Source organism: Microvirga vignae, from assembly GCF_001017175.1.
Classification (GTDB): domain Bacteria; phylum Pseudomonadota; class Alphaproteobacteria; order Rhizobiales; family Beijerinckiaceae; genus Microvirga; species Microvirga vignae.
Genome location: NZ_LCYG01000127.1, coordinates 24,228 through 46,267, shown reverse-complemented (window position 1 = coordinate 46,267; position 22,040 = coordinate 24,228). Strand labels below are relative to the sequence as shown.

The window sequence follows — 22,040 nt, the reverse complement described above, 5'->3', positions numbered from 1 at the left end:
TTGACACAACCAAGACCCAGAGCAGCCCTTGCGCGATTGCGGTCCAGTGAGGCTGCGCTAATTGCGCCGACGGCCTCAACCGATTGCTCAGCGCTGCCGGAAGATTACGTCCACACGGCACGCTATAGATCCAGAGTGCATCAGTGGCTGGGGGTCCACTGGGAGGAGCGTCGATGACCGTCGCGATTGACCCCCTGATCGCCCTCGGCGTGGTGCTGGCCACCGCCACGACTGATGCGGCTTACGTGTTCTTCAACGCCGCCGTGGTGGCCCGGCACCGGGTCCGAGCAGCGAACTGGAGCGCCATCTGGTACCTGCTCTCCGCCTTTGCGGTCATCAGCTACACGGAGCATGCGGTCTACGTCGCCTTCGCAGCTCTCGGTTCCTGGATTGGTGCGTTTGTGTCGATCACCTGGTTGGTGCGGGTTCCCCGCCCAAAGGCGTGACGGGATCAGCCAGGATGCTGCTTCTAGGATGTTACAAGAAATGGCATGATGATCATCGGCCCTCACGGGTGCCTGGACTACCAGTCTCGACAATAAAAGGCGTACAGAACACGTCGTGTTGAACGGAGGCGGAGCCTATGGACCAGAGTGAGATCGAGGCTGTTCGAACCCTGCTCAGCTCCAAACCGCGGCCGGTCGGATGGACCGAACGCCGCCAGCGTCTCAACGAGGTGGGGTCGGTCTGGCCGGTTGCCGACGACATCACGCTTGAGCCGGTTGATGTGGACGATGTGCCCGGCGAGTGGTCGATCGCTCCCGGAAGCGACGCCTTACGTATTCTCATGGTCTTTCATGGGGGCGGCTACTGCTCGGGATCAATCCTCAGCCATCGCCGCTTGGTGACCGAGGCTGGCCGGGCGGCCGGGGTCCGTACGCTCGCCGTGGCCTATCGCCTCGCGCCGGAGCACCCATTTCCCGCGGCGCTGGAGGACGCCTTGACGGCTTGGCACTTTCTGCGAGGGCAGGGCGTCGAGGCAAAGCACATCGTGGTCGGCGGCGACAGTGCGGGGGGAGGGCTAACGCTGGCCTTGATGGGTCAGCTTCAGAAGGCTCGCGAGGGGCTTCCCGCCTGTGCATGGCTGCTGTCGCCGTGGACGGACCTGACCATGTCAGGTGCCACGCTCGCGACCAAGGACAGCGTCGATCCCCTGATCCATGACGGATACCTCCACGAATTGGCCGATGCCTACCTGCCGGGCAGCATGGATCGAAAGGACCCGCGTGTCTCGCCGCTGTATGCGGATCTCACGGGCTTGCCCCCGGCTCTGATCCAAGTCGGGTCGGATGAAACCTTGCTCGCGGACGCCACGCGCTTTGCGGCGGCCGCCGGAGCCGCCGATGTGGCGGTCACGCTCGAGTTGTGGCCGCACATGATCCATGCCTGGCCGCTGTGGAACGCGCATCTGGAGCCTGGGCGTCAGGCTCTCGCCAAGGCCGGGACCTTCATGCGTCAGCATCTTTGATGACATGGTCCAGGGTCGGTCTTGCAGCGGGGGGTGGCCACGCCCGCTTTCAAAAACCCTTGAGCGAAGCCCCGCGATGCATTCTCGCCGCGATCAGCCGGGATGCAGGAGACGGCGAGATGATGACAGCAATCCCAATGTTGAGGCCGCTGACGGTCTCAAGTGGACGCCCCGCGTACCTCACGAAATTCCCACTTTGCCCCAAGCGAGCATGACCCTGTGCCGCTCACCTCAATGGGAGCGGCACCGAACGCAACGAGCGTTGCAGGTCCTCCTGGCCCTTAGGTTAGCGGGTTCTGGATCGGCCAACCGGCACGAGGTCGATGTGAGCCGGATTGGGCTTGTGGTCCAACATAGCTCCGTTTGCGGCATCCAGGACCAGACCAACTGATCCGCCGGGCAGGATCGCGTTTCCAAGCACCCCTGGAGCGGCCTTGTCCGTGAGCACTGGTTTCACAACGAGGGCCCCCGACCGGTACCCTCTGGCCTCCGCATAGGCGGTGAACTCGGTTTTGCGATTGACCTTCACGACACACGGCGAGCGCGAACATTCGTGCCCGAGGGACGTCCGGATCCGCGCAGAGGCCGGGCTGGCGCTGATGGTCACCGTCTCCTCGACCCCGCGCGTCACCGTATTGCAGGCAGTCAGCAACAGAACCGCTCCCGCCGCACATTCCAGAACTCTCGTCCGCATGGGTCATCCTTCCTGCCTGGGTCGGCGGGTACGGCTCCTCCGTCACCAGCAGGTAGCGCTCACGGCTAAGTCTGCCAGGGCAATCCGTTGAGCTTGTGCTCTGATGACACAAGTACATTCTCCTCTTCCGCGCTCCTCTTCCGCGGTTTTACCGGCGGCCGGTAGCTTCCTGGGGCAGGACTGAAGGTCTGCAATTGGCACATCTGAGAAGTTAGGCGGAGGGCAGCTAACTCAGCCGAAGCAGACGTTCGCGAGCGGTCGGGGACCGGCAGAGAATGACCCGATGCAGACCTTGGCACTGGGACCCCCAATCCACGAATTTGGAAGCAACCATGTCGGGGCGCGGCTCCATGGGTTCCTAAGCGTCCATAGTCGGCTCGAGTTCAATTCGTCCAGAGTAAGGGACTGGCGGATATGACAACTCTGATGCCCAAAATAGAGTTTGGAAGGCAACCTAGCCCAGGACGCCCTCTCTATCTGCTCGTGCTTCTTATGCAATTGTTCGCAGGTAAGTTACGAGACCAGGACTTTCCGGTAAAGTGAACTCCCCTTCCTTGACAGTGCCGTCATCAACGCGCAACCCGACCTCCCATTGTCGCGCAGGCACGGCATCAGGTTGCGTGGCAATGTAGGCCTCGCGAATGCCGAGGCTGCCAGGCGTGAAGACGCGCAGTAACACTTCGATGCCATCGAAGGGTTGATCAGTCGGTTCTGTAGTCTCGATTGCTTCCGCCTCATCAGTCCGAAGGTCGAGGCCAAAGAATGCCTGGCGCGATGTCGGTGCGGAGTTCCTATGCCGTACGATTACGGCTGCCAGTATCACAAGCCCGGTGTCCTCGGGTCCGCGATTTGCGACCGTCACGCGGCCATTGCCATGGAGGAGCATGCCTAAAGCATCAGGCCCAAGCGGATTGATTGGCATCATCCCCTCTCATTACGTCTTATGACGGGCAAAGCGGATATATTCCCAGCAGCGGCTGACATTCTGAGGCCTAATCTGCAAACTTATAAGGTTTAAAGACGTCTAATGGTTGATCAACATCATAATATTTGAAGATATACTCGACTGTATTGCCGCCCGACTCGGGAGTGTTGGTCGCGGACACGTCGAAGACTACATGTCTAGAAATCCCTTTTTCCTGAAGAATGTCGTCAAAATTTATCCATCTAGGCGCAAGAGCTCGCATAGACTTGGTGGTTGCCATAATATCAACATTGTAAACGCTCGCACCTTTGACGTAATTAATTTCCCCTTTATAAATACCTTTAATATAATCTTGGTTGAATAGATCAGTATTCTCAATTTCTGCTTTATATACCGGAACTAAAAACAATTGGATGTAGATAGTATTTTTTACCGGGAAGGTAAATCGCTTTGACTGGATGAAATTACCATGACGATCACCTGACAGGCGCACCCAACCTTCGGAAGTTATGGGCAGCATGGTTCCTTCCGCATCCCTGATCCTGTAAAAAATCCAACCATCTGGTAGGTGTCCGTGTTCTCCCCGCGCCGCTCCCTGGGAAGAAACAATGAACCGTAGGCTGAAATCCTCGTGAGGAGACCCCCGCTTTCTTGGTGTCGCCGCTTGCGGCTTGCGTTTTGGCCTGAAAATCTGCGCTGCGAGATTTCCGCTACTCGAGCCATCATCCGGGGAATCGACGTCGGACAGGATCGTTCGCACGAGAGGGACCGTAAGATCGCCGCCGGGACCTTCCCGCTGGGCGCGGAAGGTGCGCTGTAACTCCGTAAGACCGTCAAATGGCTCCGCCCCGTCCGAGCCGCTCCCCAGGTCGCCCTCATCGACGCTTGAGCTCTCGCCCGCGTCAGCCGATGGTCCTCCGGCACCTAAGCCACCTGCTCCGTTCTGAGCTCCCTCTGCATCGATCGATTTCGCCATGTTCAACTCACCGCCGCGCTCGCTCACGGTGTTCCGGCCCGGAGCGGCAGCCCCGTTCCCGCCAGCAGGCATCCCCATGCTCTGCGCAGCGAGCTGCGCCGCGATGCGCATGCGCTCGGTCCTAGCATCCATGACCGTCTTCAGGTTCTGGGCTGCTTGGTCGCCGACAGCGGTGGCGCCGCGCGCGGACGCCTCCAGGGCCGCCCGCGCCAGCTCGGAGGCCTGCGCCAGCCCACTCATGTCGCGGAACATGTTGCCCTGCTGAATCGCCGAGACGATCGCACTGACACCCGTAGGCTCGGGCAGGCTGGTCGGCGCCTGGATCGAGACGATGGGTTGCGAGAGCTGCCCTGGCCTGAGGTCCTCCGGCTGCGCCCGCGAGCCAGCCTGTACCGGCGCGATCTCGGGGGCGGTGATCGGAATCGGTGAGTCCTGCCAATTCCAGAATCGAGTGAGGTCGATCTTCTCGGCGGCGTTGAAGCGTCCGAGCACGGCCTCGGCGAACACGCCGCCCGACGGCAACGGGATCAGCTCCGTTTTCGGTGCAGGCCGGTCAAGCCCGTGCTCGACCAGCCACTCCCGCCATGCAGTCTCCTCTTCGGCCCACCGCGCATCGCGGGTGTGGCCTTCGGACGACACGCTGAGCCGGAACACCAGGAAATTCGCCGTCACAGCGACCGGCTGCGGATCAATCACCTGCCCGAGCGGCAGGCCACGATAGGTGTAGGGCGCGAGGATCGCCCCAATCGAGGCGGCGTCGAGGGCGCGATAGATCGCCTGGCTGTAGTGCAGCCGGTTCGCTTCGAGGTGATCAGTCAGTTCGCGTGCGGCGCCGATGCCACCGAAGTTGACCACGTCCAGCAACGAGCCACCCCGCAGCACCACGGGCACATCGAGCGGAAACACGGTGCCAAGCACATTGAGTTGCAGCACCAGGGCCGTCGCGACGTCACGGTCCTCTGTGGTCTGAATTGCGATTGACTGCAACTCGGTGATCGGGATCGGGCCGGCGAAGGCAAAGGCCGTGGGCGAGCTGTGCCCTGGCGTGACCTCGGCGCCGTCCCGCCGCCGCACGGAAAACCGCGCCGCCTGCCCCTCCTTCAGGTTAAAGCCGAGGACCAGCGTATCGTCGGACACGAACACGGAGTCGGAGCCGCTCCGTCCCAGCAGGCGGCCGGTCGCCCAGCCGATCGCGCTGAGCTGGTCGACGTTCCAACCCTTGGCGGCGAGCACGGCCGTCGGCGTATTGACCGGCGCCGCGCGGTAATCGGGCCTGCTGCCATCGGCTGCGGTGGACCCATCCGGCGCCGGCGTCCCTTCGGCCGTGTCCGGAGTGGCGGCGCCGGCAGCGCTCGTCGAGGCTGGCGCATTGGCGGCGCGGCGCATCATCACTGACGGACGGGGTCCGGTCAGGATCAGCCGTCCCGGCGTAACGCGCGGCGTCTGTGGGATGATCTCGACCACGCCATATTCCACTGTCAGTTGACGCTGCGCGCGCTGGGTCAGGGCCGCGTTGGCGAGGACCAGACGCCAGCGGTCGATCACGGCCGGGTCGTGAAAACTGATCAGTTGCAGCGGCACGAACAGGCACTTTCGGGCGCGCTCGAGCTGCGTCGTGACGCGGAAGGCTTGCACCACCTCGTAGTATTGGATCGAGAGCGCATGCATGTGGTTGTAGTTCGTCACCACACGCGTGCTGATCTGCTCATGTTCCTCCTGCGAGACCTCACGCACGATGGAGGCCCGGCGGTTGCGGACTGCCGAGGCGTTCTGCTGGCTCAGATCATTGATTTGCTGAGCATAGCTCGCCGCGAGCTCGCGCTGACCGTAGGAGGACGAGACGCTTGTTGCCTCCGTGCTGGATGTCGCGACGGCGCCCGAACCGCCGATCGACACAAGGCCGAGATCGAGACCAAATCCAACGCCTCCCTGGCCTGTAGTTGATGTCGTGGTGACCTTCGACTTGCCGGTTTGGAATTCCCATGCGCTTGCGTCCGTCACCTCGCTGACGGCGCGACTGTGCGTCATGGTGTTTGTGAGTTGCTCGGTTTCCGAGATCGTCTCGCTGGCGGAAGCGCGCGTGCGCCGCTCCCAGTCGATCATAGCGATCAGCGTGCTTTCGCCAGGGGCCAGCGAGGTCGAATGCAGGAGTTGGCCGAGCGTCAGGCCCTGCGCAAACCAGGATTGGCTGAACGTTAGCTCCGCACCAATCGCGAGACGCTGGAAGGCCAAGGGCATCGTCAGTGCCGCCCCTAAGTCGATCGCCGCGGCGGTTTCGATCGGCTGTGGGGTTTCTCCGGGCGCGCCCACGGCATCGAGAACCAGCTTGCGATAGAACACCCGCTCGGTCGGATAGATCCCGGATTTCGGCAGGAGGTCTGCCGGGGCGTCGGGGTCGAAGTCCGGCTCCTTCTCGGGAAAGAAGGCAAGATCGAGAAGTGTCTTTGCGGCGCCGTAAGGTGGCCAGAGCGCAAGATCCCGAACTGTCACGACGTCCAGGGCACCACTCACGGCCTCGGCGTTGTCCGTTCCGATCCCGCGCAGAATCTCGATCGGGCGATCGGCCAACTCCGTCACGGGCACGCCGGGGGGAGCATCAACGGCATCGGTCGCGATCGCGTTGAGACGCACCTCGGCCATCGTCGGATCGCGCTGGAGTGCTAACAGGCGGCCTGCGGTCGTGAAGATCCGCGACGCCGCGAGATCGAAGACGCTCTGAACGCCGATGGCTTCCAGAGGTGCCTGCGCGGGTGCGGGAACGCCCAGTAGAACCGTGACAGGCTGACGCAACGCCTCGTCCGAGGACAGGCTTGCGAAGCTACTCTTGAGGAACTGCGCGCTGTCCAACATGATCGGCACTCCTGCGCGGCGTTGTGGCTTTGGCAGAATTGGACCAGTGACCGGATCGTGCGTTCCGGTTGCGTCACAGTATCGATGACTTCACTCAAAATATACCACGACAGGAATACAGGAGCAATTTTTTGAGGTTTCTGCCGTGAAATGATGTCATCTGAATAGATGCGTTACCAACGAAGTAACTCTTCTGGTCAGACCGCAGTAAAGACAGTGTGATTGTGCCTTTGATCGCGCAAGTGGTCGCTGACGGTCGGAGTTCGTCGATGGTCCGGGCGGATGCAATCCTGCCCAATGGAAACGGCCTTCATGCGGCATAGGTCGAACGGCGCGCGTCATGGCTCCTGCCATAGACGGTCAGCAAAAAGGAAGGCAACCGAAGGCTTGCTGCCTACTTAGGGCGTCGTAAGTTTCGGTCCTGCGAATGTCGCGTTCTGGCGCGAGGCGGACTTAAGAGCTTGGTCGGCTTCGGCGGTCAGAGCTGACGTTCGTTGAGCATCCGGAACGTGGAGGGAATGTGCGGCTGGACCCAGTCTGGACCTGCCTCAACAAAAGCAATGCCGTCCGCGCTGTCAGATGACGACGGCAGCATCAATTATAAAAGGAGTTTACCCGAGTTTATGGGATTTTGATGAACCGGGGTAAACTTCTTATAATTGGCATGGCCGTGTGCTGTTCGTTGCAGGAATTCGGCATGCAATGGACTCCCACGATAATCGAACCGTCGAATGCCGAAGGTCCAGACTGCGGCGGCAATCGAACCAGTCGGCATCCGCAAATCCGCTGGGGCCTATTCAGCAAGTTACATGCGCATTCCGTTATGGCACGATCCCACGGCACCATCATCTATTCACTGCGTTGCCCCGTATCCGGTACCTGTGCGGAATAACTCTCACGATAGTAGTGGGTCGCGTCACCGATCAGGATCTTGGCCAGCCCATCGATTTCCTGCACCACACGATCGACCTGGCGGTATTCCGGGCCGCCGATCGGGATATCCGCCAGCGTCCGCGTGAGGAGGTGACGGGTCGGCCGCAAGGATTCAAGCAGCCTGTCGGCGATCTCCCAGGACATGGCGCGCCGGGACCGTCTTGCGGGACCGTCTTGAATGACCGTGTCGCATGTAATCAGGCCTCAACATTCCACATTTGCTGCCCGCCACGAGCGGATGACAACGACGCTAAGCCAGGGATCCAGGCATCATGATTAGGCTGCACCACGATGGCTGGAACCGGACTGGCCCGGCGTGGCGCCGATCCGCTCCCGGACGTAGCCGACTGGGATGCCTTTCCTTGCGAACGACATCCAGCAGGACATGCAGGCCTTCGCCAAGAGGTTGATGCCCCGGCTTCGGAAGAGGGAGGGCCACGCTCATTTTGCGATGGTCTTGAACTCCATGGTCTTGAACTCCTTGGAGCAGTTCACCGTCAGTGCCGGCATGGACGAGGTCAAGGCCCTTGGTCAAGGCCCTTGCGGACATGCTCGAAGTGGCCGCGACCAGCCTCCCGGACAGCGCCCGATCCTGGCGGTTGCGATGCCGGATTTATCTTGCGCATCTCGGTGATTTGCGTGCCGCCATCGATCTCGCCCGCGAAGCGCTCACGACAGCCGTCTCACTCGAGCCATACCCGAATGAGTGGATACATGTCGTCCAATGATCACGGCGGCTCTGGGGTGGCTTTCTGTTGCGGCATCCGATCCCGCATTTCTCTACCTTGGTGATGAAACCCGAGTTTTGCGCCGAGGGACTGCTGCGCAACTGGTGACCCGCTACGGAAAGCTGCTCACTGAGGTGATCGAAATCCAGGTGCGAATTCTTCCGGCGGATGGCACGCAGGCCGCACGCGGAAAACCACTAGGTGTGAAGGCGGTACATACTCCGGCAGCTTTCATCCAGGACGCCGATACCTAAGCTGCCTCTGGACCTTCAGCAGTCGTGTTCAATCAGGTTGGGAATGCGAACACGGGGGAAGGAAAGAAGGTTGCCAAGGAACTGGACGAGCTCGCCGGAAAAGCCCTGCCGCTGGTTCCTGTTCCGGACCTCACATTGGCTAGGACGACCTTGCGAACTGAGTTCCCCTATGCAACGGACGTGATCGATCGAATCCTCGTGGACCTCGCGCCCCGCAAGCACGTCCGGGTCCGCCCGACCATCCTCGTTGGCTCGCCGGGATCCGGCAAATCCCGCTTCGCGCGCCGCCTCCTCAACGTGCTCAATGTACCTCATGATGTTGTTCCGTGCGATGGGATCTCCGATGGAGCCTTCGCGGGTACAGCCCGTCGATGGTCGACCGGTGAGCCCTCTCTGCCAGTCGCGCTCATCACGCGGTACCGGATCGCAGGGCCGGGTGCGGTTCTGGATGAGATCGAGAAGGTCGGCACTTCCCGTTACAATGGGCAGGCGCACGATGCACTCCTTGCATTCCTGGAACAGGAGACGGCATGCCGCTTCCATGATCCGTACGTCCAAGCGCCCTGCGACCTCTCCCACGTTACCTGGGTAATGACCGCCAATTCGCTGGACGGTCTGTCGGCTCCCTTGAGGGACCGCTGCAAGGTCATCAGTTTCCCTGAGCCCAAGGGCGAGCACCTGCCAGTTCTCGCTCACCAGATCATCCTCGACATTCTCGCCGAACAGGGACTGGATCGGCGTTGGGGCAGCCCGCTCGACGAGATCGAACTGGAAGCCGTCACAAAGGCGTGGCCGGGTGGTTCGTTACGCAGGCTACGGCGCATGGTTGAGGTCACCCTTGGTTCGAGGACTATCAGACACTGAAACGGGATCGGAGAACAGCAGTGGATTGGGCCGCGAGTTCAGCACTCATGCAGAACGTAGAGCCTCATGCAGAGATTCCCGGGAACTGAGTCCTGAGAACAGCTAGGCGCCGAAGACCCAATCCCTCAGGGCCTAACGAGCTTCCCCACCGGTTCCCACAGAATGGAGTTGTACACTGGCTCCCGAACCTAAGGGGATGAGGCGCAACGAATTCAATGCGCTGCGCCTCATAACGTAAGCACAATGCTCATAACGGTCTGGTTGCGGGTTTGAGTTCCGTCGGGCCCACCATCCTCTGCTTCGCGCATGAACCTTTGCACGGCGCGATAACCCCAAAATTCGCTAGGAGCCGTTGAGGTCTGAAATTCCCTTCGCCGACTGCGGTTGCCGAGAGCCCGCAGCCGGGCGAGAAGGCGAGGGAAAGGACTGCCTCTGCGTGCGCGCCGGCGCGGGGCCGGGCCAGGAGGCGGAGGCCCGCAGGATCCTCAGCAAGGATTGACAGGCAGGGAAGCGAGTACGCGCGGCATGCCGGCTGTCAGGCCACGCACCGGCGCGGGAGGTCGTGGCGGCTTCAGGCCTGCCACACGGCGGCTTCATGGCGGCCCGGCGCGAACTCGCCGCGGCCGGGCGCGTCGGGGAGGTGCACCTGACCGATCGCGGATACCGACAGGCCAGTTGCCAGACCGGCATCGGGAAGCGATCGAGGAGAGAGGATGTCCGAACCGGATGCGCCCGGCCCCCGCTCCTCTCCCTGCGCCTGGTGGTGCGTGAGGGAACAACCGAGCATGATCCGTATTTTCGATCATGTTCCGACGGAGTGCCTGTCGATCAGGGACAGGACGACGGTGCGAGATCGCGATGCGGATTGCCGTCGCGACCGCACGCGTAACGCATGCGCCGAAAGCCATCTTGTTTCATTCAACACATCTCCAGGGGTGACCCATGGCAACGAACCCGTTGAGCGACACGACCATCCATCTCGTGAAGGCCACCGTACCGGCTCTCCAGGAGCATGGGCTGGCGATCACCAAGCGCATGTACGAGCGGATGTTCCGGAACGAGGAGATCCGCGACCTCTTCAACCAGTCGCACCATGGCGAGACGGGATCCCAGCCCAAGGCGCTCGCATCCGCCATCCTCGCCTACGCGCAGAACATCGACAATCTCGGTGCTCTCGCACCCGCCGTCGAGCGGATCGCCCAGAAGCACGTCGGCTTGAACATCCTGCCCGAGCACTATCCCCATGTGGCCGAGGCGCTGCTCGGCGCCATCAAGGACGTGCTCGGCGACGCCGCGACCGACGAGATCCTGGCCGCCTGGGGCGAGGCCTACTGGTTCCTCGCCCACGTGCTGATCGGACGCGAGACGGCGATCTACACCAGCCTCGCTTCGGCTCCCGGCGGATGGAACGGCTGGCGCACCTTCCGAATCGAAAGCAAGCAGAAGGAGAGCGAGATCATCACCTCGTTCGTGCTGCGACCTGAAGACGGAAAGCCCGTCCTGCGCCATCAGCCCGGCCAGTACCTGACCTTCTGGCTCGAGGTGCCCGGCCGGCATCCGCTCAAGCGCAACTACAGCATCTCGAGCGCGCCGAATGACGAGACCTACCGGATCTCCGTGAAGAAGGAGCCGCACGGCATCGCGTCCACCTGGCTGCATGACACCGCCCAAGTTGGCCAGATCTTGAAGGTGGCTCCGCCCGCCGGCGAGTTCTTCCTCAACGAGGAATCGCCACGGCCCGCGGTGCTGTTGAGCGGCGGGGTCGGGCTGACGCCGATGATGAGCATGCTGGAGACCATTGCGGCCCGGCACCCCAACAAAGCCACCCATTACGTGCACGGCACGCTCAACGGCTCGACGCATGCCATGAAGGACCGCGTCCGGTCCCTGGCCCAGGCCCATCCCAACATCAAGGCGACCACCTTCTACGTCGAGCCACGGCCGGGGGACCGTCAGGGCGAGGACTACGATCAGCAGGGCCTGATCAGCGTGGAGTGGCTTCAGGCCAACACGCCACTGGACGAGGCGGGCTATTATCTGTGCGGCCCGCGACCGTTCCTGAGGGCATTCGTGGGCGGGCTGGCCCTGGCCGGGGTTCGGTCGAACCGCATCCACTACGAGTTCTTCGGGCCGGCCGACGAGATCCTCACGGCGGCGTAGCCGTTCTGACCGATACCGATGGCCGGCCTGTCATGAGTGGGCGTGCCCTCAACCGATGCCGTCGCTTGCCCCACTGCCAGGAGAAGCATCCTCCCGACATAAGGGATGTCCCTGCATTGGACCTAGAGCCGTTTCCAATGGCGTGGAATCGGCTCTCCTCCTTGCTCTGCCGCATTTTCTGACGGCGAACCGGATCCACTTCGCCGGAAAATGCTCTAGGCTCACGGAGGACCTGCTTTCTCCACGTCGATCGATCAGGACGCCGTCACCACCCATATGCGTCTGAAGGCACAGGGTGGATATGCTCGCGATCCGGCTCTCAGTACGATCGCATCGGTGCGGATCTCGGGATGCTGGTGTGCCATCGGCTTAAGATGTCTGCGAGTTCAACCGGTAGATCTCGAGGGCCATCTTCACATCCTCGATGCCAAGGCCCATGGACCGGAAAAAACTGGGTCGATCAGGGAGGGGGGCCTGTGCCTTGCCGCAGGCAAGGTCACCCAAATCACCTCGAATGTCGTCACGGGACCATCCGCTCTCGGCAGCCAGCACCATCTCGCCTGCAATGAGCGGCGTCGTCGATCGGTTGTCGCAATAGACATTCATCCCCTCCAGGGTTTCCGGTGGGATCTCGTGCGCACGGGCGACATTCGTGCTGATCGACGTCACGAGCATGCCGGGTTTGATATGCTCCGTAGAGATAACCGGTGTGCCGGACGAGGTGCAAAGGAGCACCACATCGGCATCCGCCACCGCGAGAGAGCAGTCGTCGACGATCTCGGGGACCGGTCGAATTTCACCAAAGCGCGCTACAAGGGCGTCCTTCTTGGCTGAGATGTTGCGTGAATGAATGCGGATTCGGGTCCAGGCACGAAGCGGTAATGCGTGGCGCAGGTGAGCCAAGGCGATTGAGCCGCTGCCGACGATCGTCAGGTTGACGGCGTCAGGTCTGGCGAGGAGATCGACCGCCAATGCCGTCGTTGCGGCGGTTCGCTCCGTCGTCAGCGCCAGCGAGTCACAGAACAGAAGCGGCTGTCCTGTTTCAACGCTCAACAGCATCGTCGTTGCCGTAACCCTGCCGCCGGACGGCGTGATGACATAGGGCGAAACCTTGACTCCGAAGACACCATCCGCCGCCAGGATGCCCGAATAGGTGATGAAGTCACCCCGGTCGTCAGGCAGCAGAGTGAGAACCTGCGGCGGCTGGACCGCGCGACCTTGCCCGTGCGCCTGAAAGAGCTCGCGCATGGCCGCAACGGCATTGATGCGCTTTGCCAGGTTTTCGACGGCTGCGGCATCGAGCCAAGCAGGATGGAGCTGTTTCATGCCGGATTTCCCAAGACAGACTTTTCTGACGATAAGTTTCGGACAAAGACTTCAGGATCGTATGGCGTGCCGGAATCGAGCGGATACACCGGCCTCGGTACATGGTGGAAGGTAAAGTTTGTCAGATCCGGAGAGGCGAGTGCGCCGCTGTCGCAAACCAGGACGCGGCTTGCGATCGGCTCGAAGGCTGCCCGGAAGTGCTGCATCGACTTGACGGCGACGATTTTCTTGGCACGAGGATCAATGCCGAATGCAAGGAATTGCTGCAGGTCGTGACACTGGTGGAGTTTTGTGACGACAACGACCTGAACACGACCAACCTGAATCACGGCGGTCGGGCCGAAGGACATGCGCATCCCTGCATACATCGGCCCGTCACAGGTGTAGCTGCCGTCGGAGACGCTCAGCAGGGTGGCGGTCAATTCGAGAGGCTCGCCGCCGAAGGAGGAGTTCACCTTGCCGCCGAGGCGGATCGAAACCCTGTCGCCGGGCGTCGCGCCCTGCAGCTGCAAGGCAGTCTCAGGATCCACGATGGGGCACAGGCAGGCATCCGAATCTGCTGCAATCAATGCTCGGAGAAGGTTCGTTGCGTCGCCATAGCCTCCGGCACCGGGATTGTCGGCATAATCGGCAATGACGACCGGCCGGTCGTCGCCTGTGAGCGCGGAAGTCACGGCTTCCTCGGGAGACAGGAAGCGGTTGACGAGGTCATGACGCATGTCCCACATGCTCTTCGCCATCTCCTCGGCAAACTGCCGGTGCGGCTCCGGATCGCCTGTATAGGTCACCGTGATCGTCGGGCCGATCTCATCGATATCGGCATAAGGAAAGGCACCGTTGACGCTGACGGCCAAGACATTGGGTTCGCTTTCATAGGCACTGGCCCGGTCCATCAGGGCGACGAGCGGGCCGACATCCGTGCGTCCGCCATTCGCGTCTTCCAGCATGGGAGGACGCACGAAGAGGGTGTGCGGCTTGATTTCTCCAGCCATGGTCCGGTGGAGCAGCTCGCCCGCATGCCGGCCAGCGATGCGCATGTCGATATGCGGATAGGTCTTGTAGGACACCAGGATGTCAGCCAGCTCGCACATGCGTCGGGTGACGTTCGCATGCAGGTCTAACGTAGCCGCAATCGGAATATCCCGACCGACGATGGTGCGAAGGCGTTCGAGAATCTCTCCTTCACCATCGTGCGAGTGAGTGGTGACCATGGCGCCATGGAACGCGAGCAGAATTCCATCGAGGCGATCCCGTTCCCTGCGGGCGGCTTCCTCGACGACTTTCGTAATCGCCTCGAAGGCGTCTTCGGTCACGCAGCCCGCCGGATTGGCGTGGGCACTGATGACATGCACAAGCTCCCAGCTCTTCTCGCGCGCAACATCCAGGAAGCCCGCGACCTCCGTGTTCGTTCCGTCGAGTGCATTGAGGGCCTCTTCGCCATGGAGCAGGATCAGATCGGCGAACTGGTCCAGGGACGTGAGGCGAACGCTGAAGGAATTCGACTCGTGCATGATCTGTGCCGAGAGAACGCGAAAGGACATAGTCCGACTCCATGTCTGGCGAAGGAGGATAGGGAGGGAACAACGCGAGAGCGTCCGTTCCATGTAGTTCGTCCGCACGGAACGATGCAGTCCGTCCCGCCCGGGTGAGCCGGGCGGGCTGCTTCAAGGGGTGTTATTCCGCCACTACTTCGCGGCGAGATCGCGCTTGAACCATTTCTGCGACAGCCGCGAGATCGTGCCGTCGGCCATGGCCGATGCGATGGCCTCGTCGAACATGGCCTTCAGGTCCTGGTCGGTCTTGCGCAGACCCACGGCAACGCCGCGGCCCATGAAGCCTCCCGTGAAGCCGGGACCGGCAATGACGAAGTTCTCGAAGCCTGGCTTGCCCAAGGTGATGTCGAGGGTCGTCGTAGCCGCCGCGATGGCATCGACACGGCCTGCCTCGAGATCGAGATCATGCTGCTCCGTGGTCTTGTACTCACGAACCTCCACACCCTGGAACAGGCGGTCCATCATGGTTGCGAGGGTGGTCGAGCCCTGGACGCCCACGACCTTGCCCTTGAGGAGTGGTTTGATCTCGTCGGCGGCTTTCTGGGCTGCTGCGACATCCGCGCCGATATCGAAGACCTTATCGTTCGGCACTTTCGCCAGGGGAGAATCTTTTGGAACGAGGAAGGCACCGGGCGTGCGGGCATATGGCTTTGAGAAGCTCATGCTTTCCAGGCGCTTTTCGGTGATCTGCATCCCGGCCATGATGGCGTCGTACTTGCCGGCGTTGAGCGCGGGAATGATGCCGTCCCAGTCCTGGGCCACAATCTCGCACTTCACCTTCATCCGCGGGCAGAGCTCTCCAATGAGATCGATCTCGAAGCCTTCGAGCTTGCCGCCAGGGCCGGTGAAGTTCCACGGGGCATAGGCGCCCTCCGTGGCAATCTTCACGGTTTCCCATTTCTTTGCCTGTGCGAAGGCGCTGCCTGTGGCCGCAAGAAGCCCCAAGGCTGCAATGCCGAATACTTGAAGACGCTTCACCGAGCCGCTCCCTTTTTGACTGATTGTGAAAGCCTTCCTGCGGTCGGTCAGAACCCCGCAAGAGATCCAAACCTTGCTCTAGACAGATGGGCTCACGCAATCGAGAATGTCTCCGGCTAAACTGTGAGAAAATCTAACAATGGCAGCACGTCGGCTCCCTCCTCTCAATGCTCTGCGGGCCTTCGAGGCAGCGGCCCGCCGTCGCTCGATCTCCCGAGCCGCGGAGGAGCTTGGGGTGACTCACGGAGCCGTCAGTCACCAAATCCGGACGCTGGAGGCCTTCATCGGGGCCGATCTGCTCGAACGGGCGGGCAATCGCTTCAAGCTGACGGTTGCAGGCGAGCAGCTTCTGGCTCCCCTGAGTTCGGGGTTCGATCTTCTGTCGGCTGCCGTCATCAGCTTGGACCGGCCAAGCGTGCGCGGCGACGTGACGGTGAGTGCGCCTCCTGCCTTGACGTGTCTGTGGTTGGTGAAGACGGTCGGAAACCTGCTGAAGCAATATCCGGACCTGCGGCTGCATCTGCGCCCCTCAAACAGTCCAAAAGAGGTCATCGCCTCCGATGTCGATCTGTGCATCCGCTATGGAGATGGAATCTGGCCCGGCCGGCGCAGCGAGCGGCTCATCAATACAGATCTCTTTCCTGTCTGCAGGCCCGACCTTTTCAAGACCGGCGACATCCATGAGCTTGCGAATACACCCTTGTTGTGTGCCGCAAACGGCCATGAGTGGGATCTCTGGCTGGCGACGGTGCCGCAGGGAAGCGTTCTATCGGGAGGACGTCATTACCTGGGAAATCATCTGGCAATGATCGAGGCGGCCGTCGGCGGCCTTGGGATCGCAATGGGAGACAACGTCACCTGCCAGCGCTACCTGGAATCCGGAACGCTCGTTCGACCGTTCGATGAGAGCATTCGTGCCCCGGCCACCTTTTTTCTGATCGATGCCAGCGATCACGAACGTCGGCCGGCGGTCACCGCGGTCCGGCAATGGATCCTCGAAAGCTTCAACCGCCAAGCAGTTCCGGTCGCATAGATTGCTCGACGGCCGCACTCTGCCATTCGACGTGTTGCTGCTCAGCCAATGAGAGGGGGCAGCAAACGAGCGGGTCTGTCGGATCATCAACACCGATGAAGGACACCAAGATCGAGATGCCGCAGTTCAAATCCGAGACGATCTCAACATTGGATAGAAACACTCGGCGAGTCATCGCATCTTCCAGGAACGAGAAGGCAGGCTTGCTGAGGCCGCCTTCATCGCTACCCCATGCCTAACGGGCGACGTCCGCCTCGATGGCCTCGTGTCGGATCTCCTCCGTCAGCTGTGCCTTCAGGCTTGAGAATTCCGGCGTGGTCTTCATGGTATAGTGCCTGGGATGGGGAAGCTCGACCGAGATATCGGCTTTGATCCTGCCGGGGCGCGCGGTCATGACGATCACGCGGGAAGCGAGGAAGATCGCCTCCTCGATGTCGTGAGTGACGAAGAGAACGGTCTTGCGTTCACGCTCCCAGATGCCGAGCAGCAGTTCCTGCATGAGACCGCGCGTTTGGTTGTCGAGCGCCCCGAAGGGTTCGTCGAGGAGCAGGATGGCGGGATCGTTGGCGAGCGCACGGGCAATGGCCGTGCGCTGCTGCATACCGCCCGAGAGTTGTTTCGGATAATGGTTCTCGAAGCCACGCAGTCCTACCTTTTCGGTATAGGAGGCCACGATATCCCGGCGCTCCGATTTCGGCACACCCTTCTCACGCAGACCGTAGGCGATGTTCTCCGCAATCGTCAGCCATGGGAACAGGGTGTAGGACTGGAACACCATGCCCCGATCGGCGCCCGGGCCTTTGATCTCGCGCCCGTTGAGCAGCACGCGTCCGCCGCTGGGGCGGTCGAGGCCGGCCACGATGCGCAACAACGTGGATTTCCCGCAGCCGGACGGTCCCAGGATGGTGATGAAATCGTTCTGCTCCACCCGCAGGCTTGTGGGCTCGAGCGCACGCACGGGAGCGCCGCCACGCACGCCGGGAAACACGCGCGAGACATTGTCGATCTGGAGGATCGCGTTCGTCATGCGAGCCTCCAAGGGAAGAGCGAGCGGTTGAGGGCCTTGAACAGGAAATCGGAGATGAGGCCGATGATGCCGATGATGATGATGCCGAAGATCATCTGACCCGTCGCCAGGAGCGCTTGGCTGTCGATGATCATGTGTCCGATGCCAGAGGAGGAACCGATGAGCTCCGCGACGATCACATAGGTCCAGGCCCAGCCGAGCACGAGGCGCAGGATCTCGGCGATCTCAGGCGCATTGGCGGGGATGAGTACGCGCTTCACCACACCCTGATCTTTGGACCCCAAGGTGTAAGCCGCCTCGACCAGATCCCGACGCGTGTTGCCGACGGCCACTGCCACCATCAGAATGATCTGGAAGACCGAGCCGATGAAGATGACGAGCAGCTTTTGCATCTCGCCGATGCCCGCCCAGAGAATGAGGAGCGGCACGAAGGCGGAGGCGGGCAAATAGCGCGCGAAGGACACGAAAGGCTCGAGAAACGCCTCGAAGGATTTGTACGCGCCCATCAGGATGCCAATCGGCACGGCGATGATCGCCGCGAGAATGAACCCGCCAACGACGCGCCAGACCGTGACGCCGATATCGCCCAAGAATCCGAAGCGCGTGAGAAGCAGCCAGCCATCCTGCATCATGGTGATCGGATCGGCGAGGAAGGTGCGTGAAACGAAGCCGCCGAGGGTTGCGAAGGCCCAGGCAGCAAAGAAGAGAATGAAGAAGGAGATGCCGAGCGTGATGCGCGTGCTCTGGCCGACGGGTTCGAGAGGACGGGGCATGAATGATCTGCTTTGCCATCCGGAACAGCAGACGGGATGGCTTCAATAGACGAGGGATCCGGCCACGGCCCGCATGGAAGGAATGAGGGCCGTGGCTGCTTGGTCGAAGCCGTTACTGGATGAAGCTTGTATCCGCCAGGGCTTCCATGTCCGGCTTTTGCTTGATGATGCCGGTCTCGAGAAGCAGATCGGCAGCCTCGGCCGAGAAGGTTTTGAACTCACTGGTGAAGAACTTCTTGTTGGCCTCGCGGTCCTGCCAGCGCAGGTACTGGGCCGATTTGCCGAAAGCCTCGCCGGTCTGCTTCACGTCTGCGCCCATGATCTCGTAGGATTTCGCCTGATCCTTGGTGATCATGTCCAGCGCCTCGAAATAGCTGTCGGCAAGAGCCTTGGCGGCCTTCGGGTTCTCGGCGAGGAATTTCGGCGTGCATCCGAAGGTATCCATCACGACCGGATAATCGAGAGTGGTCGCGATGATCTTGCCAGCCTGAGGCGCAGCGCGAACCGAGGAGAGATAGGGCTCGTAGGTCATGGCCGCATCGTTCTGTCCGGCGATGAACGCCTGGGCGGCAGGGCCCGGCTCCATGTTGACCACGGTTACGTCCTTCACCGAGAGCCCGTTCTTCTTCAGCATCCAGGACAGCACGAAGTAAGGTGACGTGCCGGGTGCGGAGGCTGCCACCGTCTTGCCCTTGATGTCCTTGATCGAGGCGATGTCGTTTCGCACCACCATGCCGTCCGCGCCATAGCTCTTGTCGAGCTGGAAGATCTGTTTGGTGGGCACGCCGTTGGCGTTCCACACAATCCAGGTCTCGACCGTGGTGGCGGCGCATTGAATGTCGCCGGACTGAATCGCGAGATGGCGGCTGGCCTGCGGAACTTTCTTGATCGTGACGTCGAGGCCGTTCTTCTTGAAGATCCCGGCCTCCTTCGCGAGCGTCAGGGGCGCGAAGCCTGTCCAGCCCGAGATGCCGACGGCCACTTTCGTCTCCTGCGCTGAAGCCGGCACGACCGCCAGCGCCAACATGGCCAAACCACCCAATACCGCCTTCATTGCGTCCTCCGTTGCAAATTTCCCTGTCTCGTTCCGCCGACCGCGCCCTCTGGAAGGTTTTGCATTCTGCGCTTCCGGTCCGTTTCTCCGAGCGCGCGAATGGCACCATGTTGGAGCGGTATTGTCAAATGTATAGACATTTGGGCCTGCCACTGTTTTGGGCAGCACGTACTGAAAATTGCGCTCTATGATGAAGCGTCGGGCGCGATCTCGACGAGGATTGCTCGTCCGGTTCCAGAGAGCAGGATGAGATCGTGCATCCCTTCCAGCACGAGGATGTCGAGGACTTGCAGCGAATGGACAGTTGAATCCAACGTCACGTCGAAGGGACCATCGAGTGCAACGAGGAAGGCGATGCATGTCTCGTCGGCGAGCAGGGCCACGCCAGCTTCCACGAACCGCGTCCGGTGCCTGAACTGCCCGCGCCGGGTCATCACGTTGAGGTCGCGGATCGGTCCCGAGAGGAGCCGTCCCATGGTCATGTCATCGCCGGAGAAGGAGAGCTTGGGGGAAGCCCCGTCGAGAGGATAGGCGATGCCCTCCACATCGAGCTCGATGCCATGACCCTCGATCACGATCAGCGTGCGATCGATGCCTGGAAAGACCGAGAAGGGACCGTCGGACGCGACATCCGCCATGCTGACGCGCCACCCGAAGGTCTCGAGGCTGGAGCCTTCCGGAAAGGCGGCGACCTCCGCAGTGGTGCCGCCGCCGTTCTTCCAGGGAACGCGGACCAGATCCTCGTTGCGGATCACGCGCGCTTTCATCACCGCAGACCCGGCAGGTTGAGGCCGAACTCGCGGGCGCAGTCGATGGCGATGTCGTAGCCCGCATCCGCGTGGCGCATCACGCCCGTCGCCGGATCGTTCCACAGCACGCGTTCGATGCGCTTGGCGGCTTCCGGGGTGCCATCGCAGGCGATCACCATGCCCGAATGTTGCGAGAAGCCCATGCCGACGCCGCCACCGTGGTGCAGCGACACCCAGGTCGCGCCGGAGGCGCAGTTGAGGAGCGCGTTGAGGAGCGGCCAGTCGGAGACTGCGTCGGAGCCGTCCTTCATGGCTTCCGTCTCGCGGTTCGGGCTCGCGACCGAACCGGAATCGAGGTGATCGCGTCCGATCACGATGGGTGCCTTCAGCTCGCCCTTGGCGACCATCTCGTTGAAGGCGAGACCGAGGCGGTGACGGTCGCCCAGGCCCACCCAGCAGATGCGGGCGGGCAGGCCCTGGAACTTGATGCGCTCCTTGGCCATGTCAAGCCAGTTGTGCAGGTGCTTGTTGTCGGGCAGCAGCTCCTTCACCTTGGCATCGGTCTTGAAGATATCCTCCGGATCGCCCGACAGCGCGGCCCAGCGGAATGGCCCGATGCCGCGGCAGAAGAGCGGGCGGATATAGGCCGGCACGAAGCCCGGGAAGTCAAAGGCGTTCTCGACGCCTTCCTCCTTGGCCATCTGACGGATGTTGTTGCCGTAATCAAGGGTCGGCACGCCCGCCTTGTAGAAGTCCAGCATGGCGCGCACGTGCTCGGCCATGGATTGTTTGGCGGCATGCTCCACGCTCTTGGGGTCGCTCTCGCGCCTGGCCTCCCATTCGGCGAGCGTCCAGCCCTTCGGCAGGTAGCCGTTGATGGGATCGTGCGCGGAGGTCTGGTCGGTCACCGCACCGGGGCGGATCCCGCGCCGGTAGATCTCGGGAAAGATCTCGGCGGCATTGCCGAGGAGGCCGACGGAGACCGGCTTCTTGTCGCGGCAGGATTGCTCGATGATGGCGAGCGCCTCGTCGAGTGTATCGGCGCGCCGGTCGAGATAGCCGGTGCGCAGGCGCATCTCGATGCGGCTCGGCTGGCACTCGACCGCAAGGCAGGAGGCACCGGCCATGATGGCGGCGAGCGGCTGCGCGCCCCCCATGCCGCCGAGGCCTCCGGTGAGGATCCAGCGGCCGGAAAGATCGCCGTTGTAATGCTGGCGGCCCACCTCCACGAAGGTCTCGTAAGTCCCCTGCACGATGCCCTGCGTGCCGATGTAGATCCAGGATCCGGCCGTCATCTGGCCGTACATCATGAGCCCCTTGCGATCGAGTTCATGGAACTTGTCCCAGGTGGCCCAGTGCGGCACGAGGTTGGAATTGGCAATCAGCACGCGCGGGGCATCTGGATGTGTGCGGAAGACGCCGACGGGCTTGCCCGATTGCACGAGCAGGGTCTCGTCCGCTTCCAGGTTCCTCAGCGCGGCCACGATGCGGTCGAAACTCTCCCAGTCGCGGGCCGCCCGCCCGATGCCGCCATAAACGACGAGTTCGCCGGGCCTCTCGGCGACGTCGGGATCAAGGTTGTTCATCAGCATGCGAAGCGGCGCCTCCGTCAGCCAGCTTTTGGCCGACAGTTCGGTGCCATGGGGCGCGCGGATCACGCGGGCGTTGTCGATGCGTGTCATGGGACGGATCCTC

Annotated in this window: 18 protein-coding genes; 6 read left to right on the top strand and 12 right to left on the bottom strand. The window is 61.9% G+C overall.

Annotated elements, in window-relative coordinates; genetic code table 11:
* The first annotated feature begins 173 nt into the window (after positions 1-173).
* Both AA309_RS29960 and AA309_RS29955 read left to right on the top strand, forming a co-directional pair.
* Positions 174-446, top strand: a complete 273-nt coding sequence (locus AA309_RS29960) for a hypothetical protein (protein ID WP_047192674.1) — start codon at positions 174-176, stop codon at positions 444-446.
* A gap of 137 nt (positions 447-583) precedes the next feature.
* Positions 584-1,468: an alpha/beta hydrolase gene (locus AA309_RS29955; protein WP_047192673.1), complete on the top strand. Its 885-nt coding sequence runs from the start codon at positions 584-586 to the stop codon at positions 1,466-1,468.
* Positions 1,469-1,754: 286 nt separating this feature from the next.
* Here the strand turns inward: AA309_RS29955 and AA309_RS29950 are convergent, their stop codons facing one another.
* The 4 genes from AA309_RS29950 to AA309_RS29935 all read right to left on the bottom strand — a co-directional run bounded on the left by AA309_RS29950 (position 1,755) and on the right by AA309_RS29935 (position 7,990).
* Positions 1,755-2,162 (bottom strand): hypothetical protein, encoded by a 408-nt coding sequence (locus AA309_RS29950; RefSeq protein ID WP_047192672.1) that lies wholly within the window; start codon positions 2,160-2,162, stop codon positions 1,755-1,757.
* Between the two features lie 490 nt (positions 2,163-2,652).
* Positions 2,653-3,087 carry a hypothetical protein gene (locus tag AA309_RS29945; protein WP_047192671.1) on the bottom strand — a complete coding sequence of 145 codons (435 nt, stop codon included), beginning with the start codon at positions 3,085-3,087 and terminating at the stop codon, positions 2,653-2,655.
* A 67-nt stretch (positions 3,088-3,154) separates the two neighbouring features.
* Positions 3,155-6,913 (bottom strand): hypothetical protein, encoded by a 3,759-nt coding sequence (locus tag AA309_RS29940; protein WP_052955098.1) that lies wholly within the window; start codon positions 6,911-6,913, stop codon positions 3,155-3,157.
* An 849-nt stretch (positions 6,914-7,762) separates the two neighbouring features.
* A complete protein-coding gene (locus AA309_RS29935) occupies positions 7,763-7,990 on the bottom strand; it encodes a hypothetical protein (protein ID WP_047192670.1) in 228 nt (75 codons plus the stop codon).
* Positions 7,991-8,570: 580 nt separating this feature from the next.
* Between AA309_RS29935 and AA309_RS29925 the strand changes: the two genes are divergently transcribed.
* From AA309_RS29925 to hmpA, 3 genes are all read left to right on the top strand, one after another.
* Positions 8,571-8,828, top strand: coding sequence for a hypothetical protein (locus tag AA309_RS29925; RefSeq protein WP_047192668.1), 258 nt, complete (start codon positions 8,571-8,573; stop codon positions 8,826-8,828).
* Positions 8,829-8,852: 24 nt separating this feature from the next.
* Complete coding sequence (locus AA309_RS29920) at positions 8,853-9,692, top strand: AAA family ATPase (RefSeq protein ID WP_052955097.1); 840 nt, start codon at positions 8,853-8,855, stop codon at positions 9,690-9,692.
* A gap of 942 nt (positions 9,693-10,634) precedes the next feature.
* Complete coding sequence (gene hmpA / locus AA309_RS29910; protein ID WP_047192666.1) at positions 10,635-11,852, top strand: NO-inducible flavohemoprotein; 1,218 nt, start codon at positions 10,635-10,637, stop codon at positions 11,850-11,852.
* A 369-nt stretch (positions 11,853-12,221) separates the two neighbouring features.
* On the opposite strand, the gene AA309_RS29905 is transcribed toward hmpA, so the two are convergent.
* From AA309_RS29905 to AA309_RS29895, 3 genes are all read right to left on the bottom strand, one after another.
* Positions 12,222-13,178, bottom strand: a complete 957-nt coding sequence (locus AA309_RS29905) for an ornithine cyclodeaminase family protein (protein WP_047192665.1) — start codon at positions 13,176-13,178, stop codon at positions 12,222-12,224.
* Complete coding sequence (locus AA309_RS29900) at positions 13,175-14,719, bottom strand: M81 family metallopeptidase (RefSeq protein ID WP_047192664.1); 1,545 nt, start codon at positions 14,717-14,719, stop codon at positions 13,175-13,177. Before AA309_RS29900 ends, AA309_RS29905 begins: the two co-directional genes overlap by 4 nt.
* Positions 14,720-14,863: 144 nt before the next feature.
* Entirely contained in the window at positions 14,864-15,709 is an 846-nt protein-coding gene (locus AA309_RS29895; RefSeq protein WP_047192663.1) for a transporter substrate-binding domain-containing protein, read from the bottom strand.
* Positions 15,710-15,848: 139 nt separating this feature from the next.
* On the opposite strand from AA309_RS29895, the gene AA309_RS29890 reads away from it, so the two are divergent.
* A complete protein-coding gene (locus tag AA309_RS29890; RefSeq protein WP_084731822.1) occupies positions 15,849-16,742 on the top strand; it encodes a LysR substrate-binding domain-containing protein in 894 nt (297 codons plus the stop codon).
* 235 nt (positions 16,743-16,977) lie between these two features.
* Here AA309_RS29890 and AA309_RS29880 read toward each other — a convergent pair whose 3' ends face one another.
* From AA309_RS29880 to hutU, 5 genes are all read right to left on the bottom strand, one after another.
* Positions 16,978-17,769, bottom strand: a complete 792-nt coding sequence (locus AA309_RS29880) for an ABC transporter ATP-binding protein (protein ID WP_047192661.1) — start codon at positions 17,767-17,769, stop codon at positions 16,978-16,980.
* A complete protein-coding gene (locus AA309_RS29875) occupies positions 17,766-18,542 on the bottom strand; it encodes an ABC transporter permease (protein WP_047192660.1) in 777 nt (258 codons plus the stop codon). Before AA309_RS29875 ends, AA309_RS29880 begins: the two co-directional genes overlap by 4 nt.
* Before the next feature lie 112 nt (positions 18,543-18,654).
* Positions 18,655-19,596 (bottom strand): ABC transporter substrate-binding protein, encoded by a 942-nt coding sequence (locus tag AA309_RS29870; protein ID WP_047192659.1) that lies wholly within the window; start codon positions 19,594-19,596, stop codon positions 18,655-18,657.
* Positions 19,597-19,781: 185 nt separating this feature from the next.
* Entirely contained in the window at positions 19,782-20,363 is a 582-nt protein-coding gene (locus tag AA309_RS29865; protein ID WP_047192658.1) for a HutD/Ves family protein, read from the bottom strand.
* Positions 20,363-22,027: a urocanate hydratase gene (hutU, locus tag AA309_RS29860; protein ID WP_047192657.1), complete on the bottom strand. Its 1,665-nt coding sequence runs from the start codon at positions 22,025-22,027 to the stop codon at positions 20,363-20,365. The genes AA309_RS29865 and hutU overlap by 1 nt, the downstream gene beginning before the upstream one ends.
* Positions 22,028-22,040: the final 13 nt, after the last annotated feature.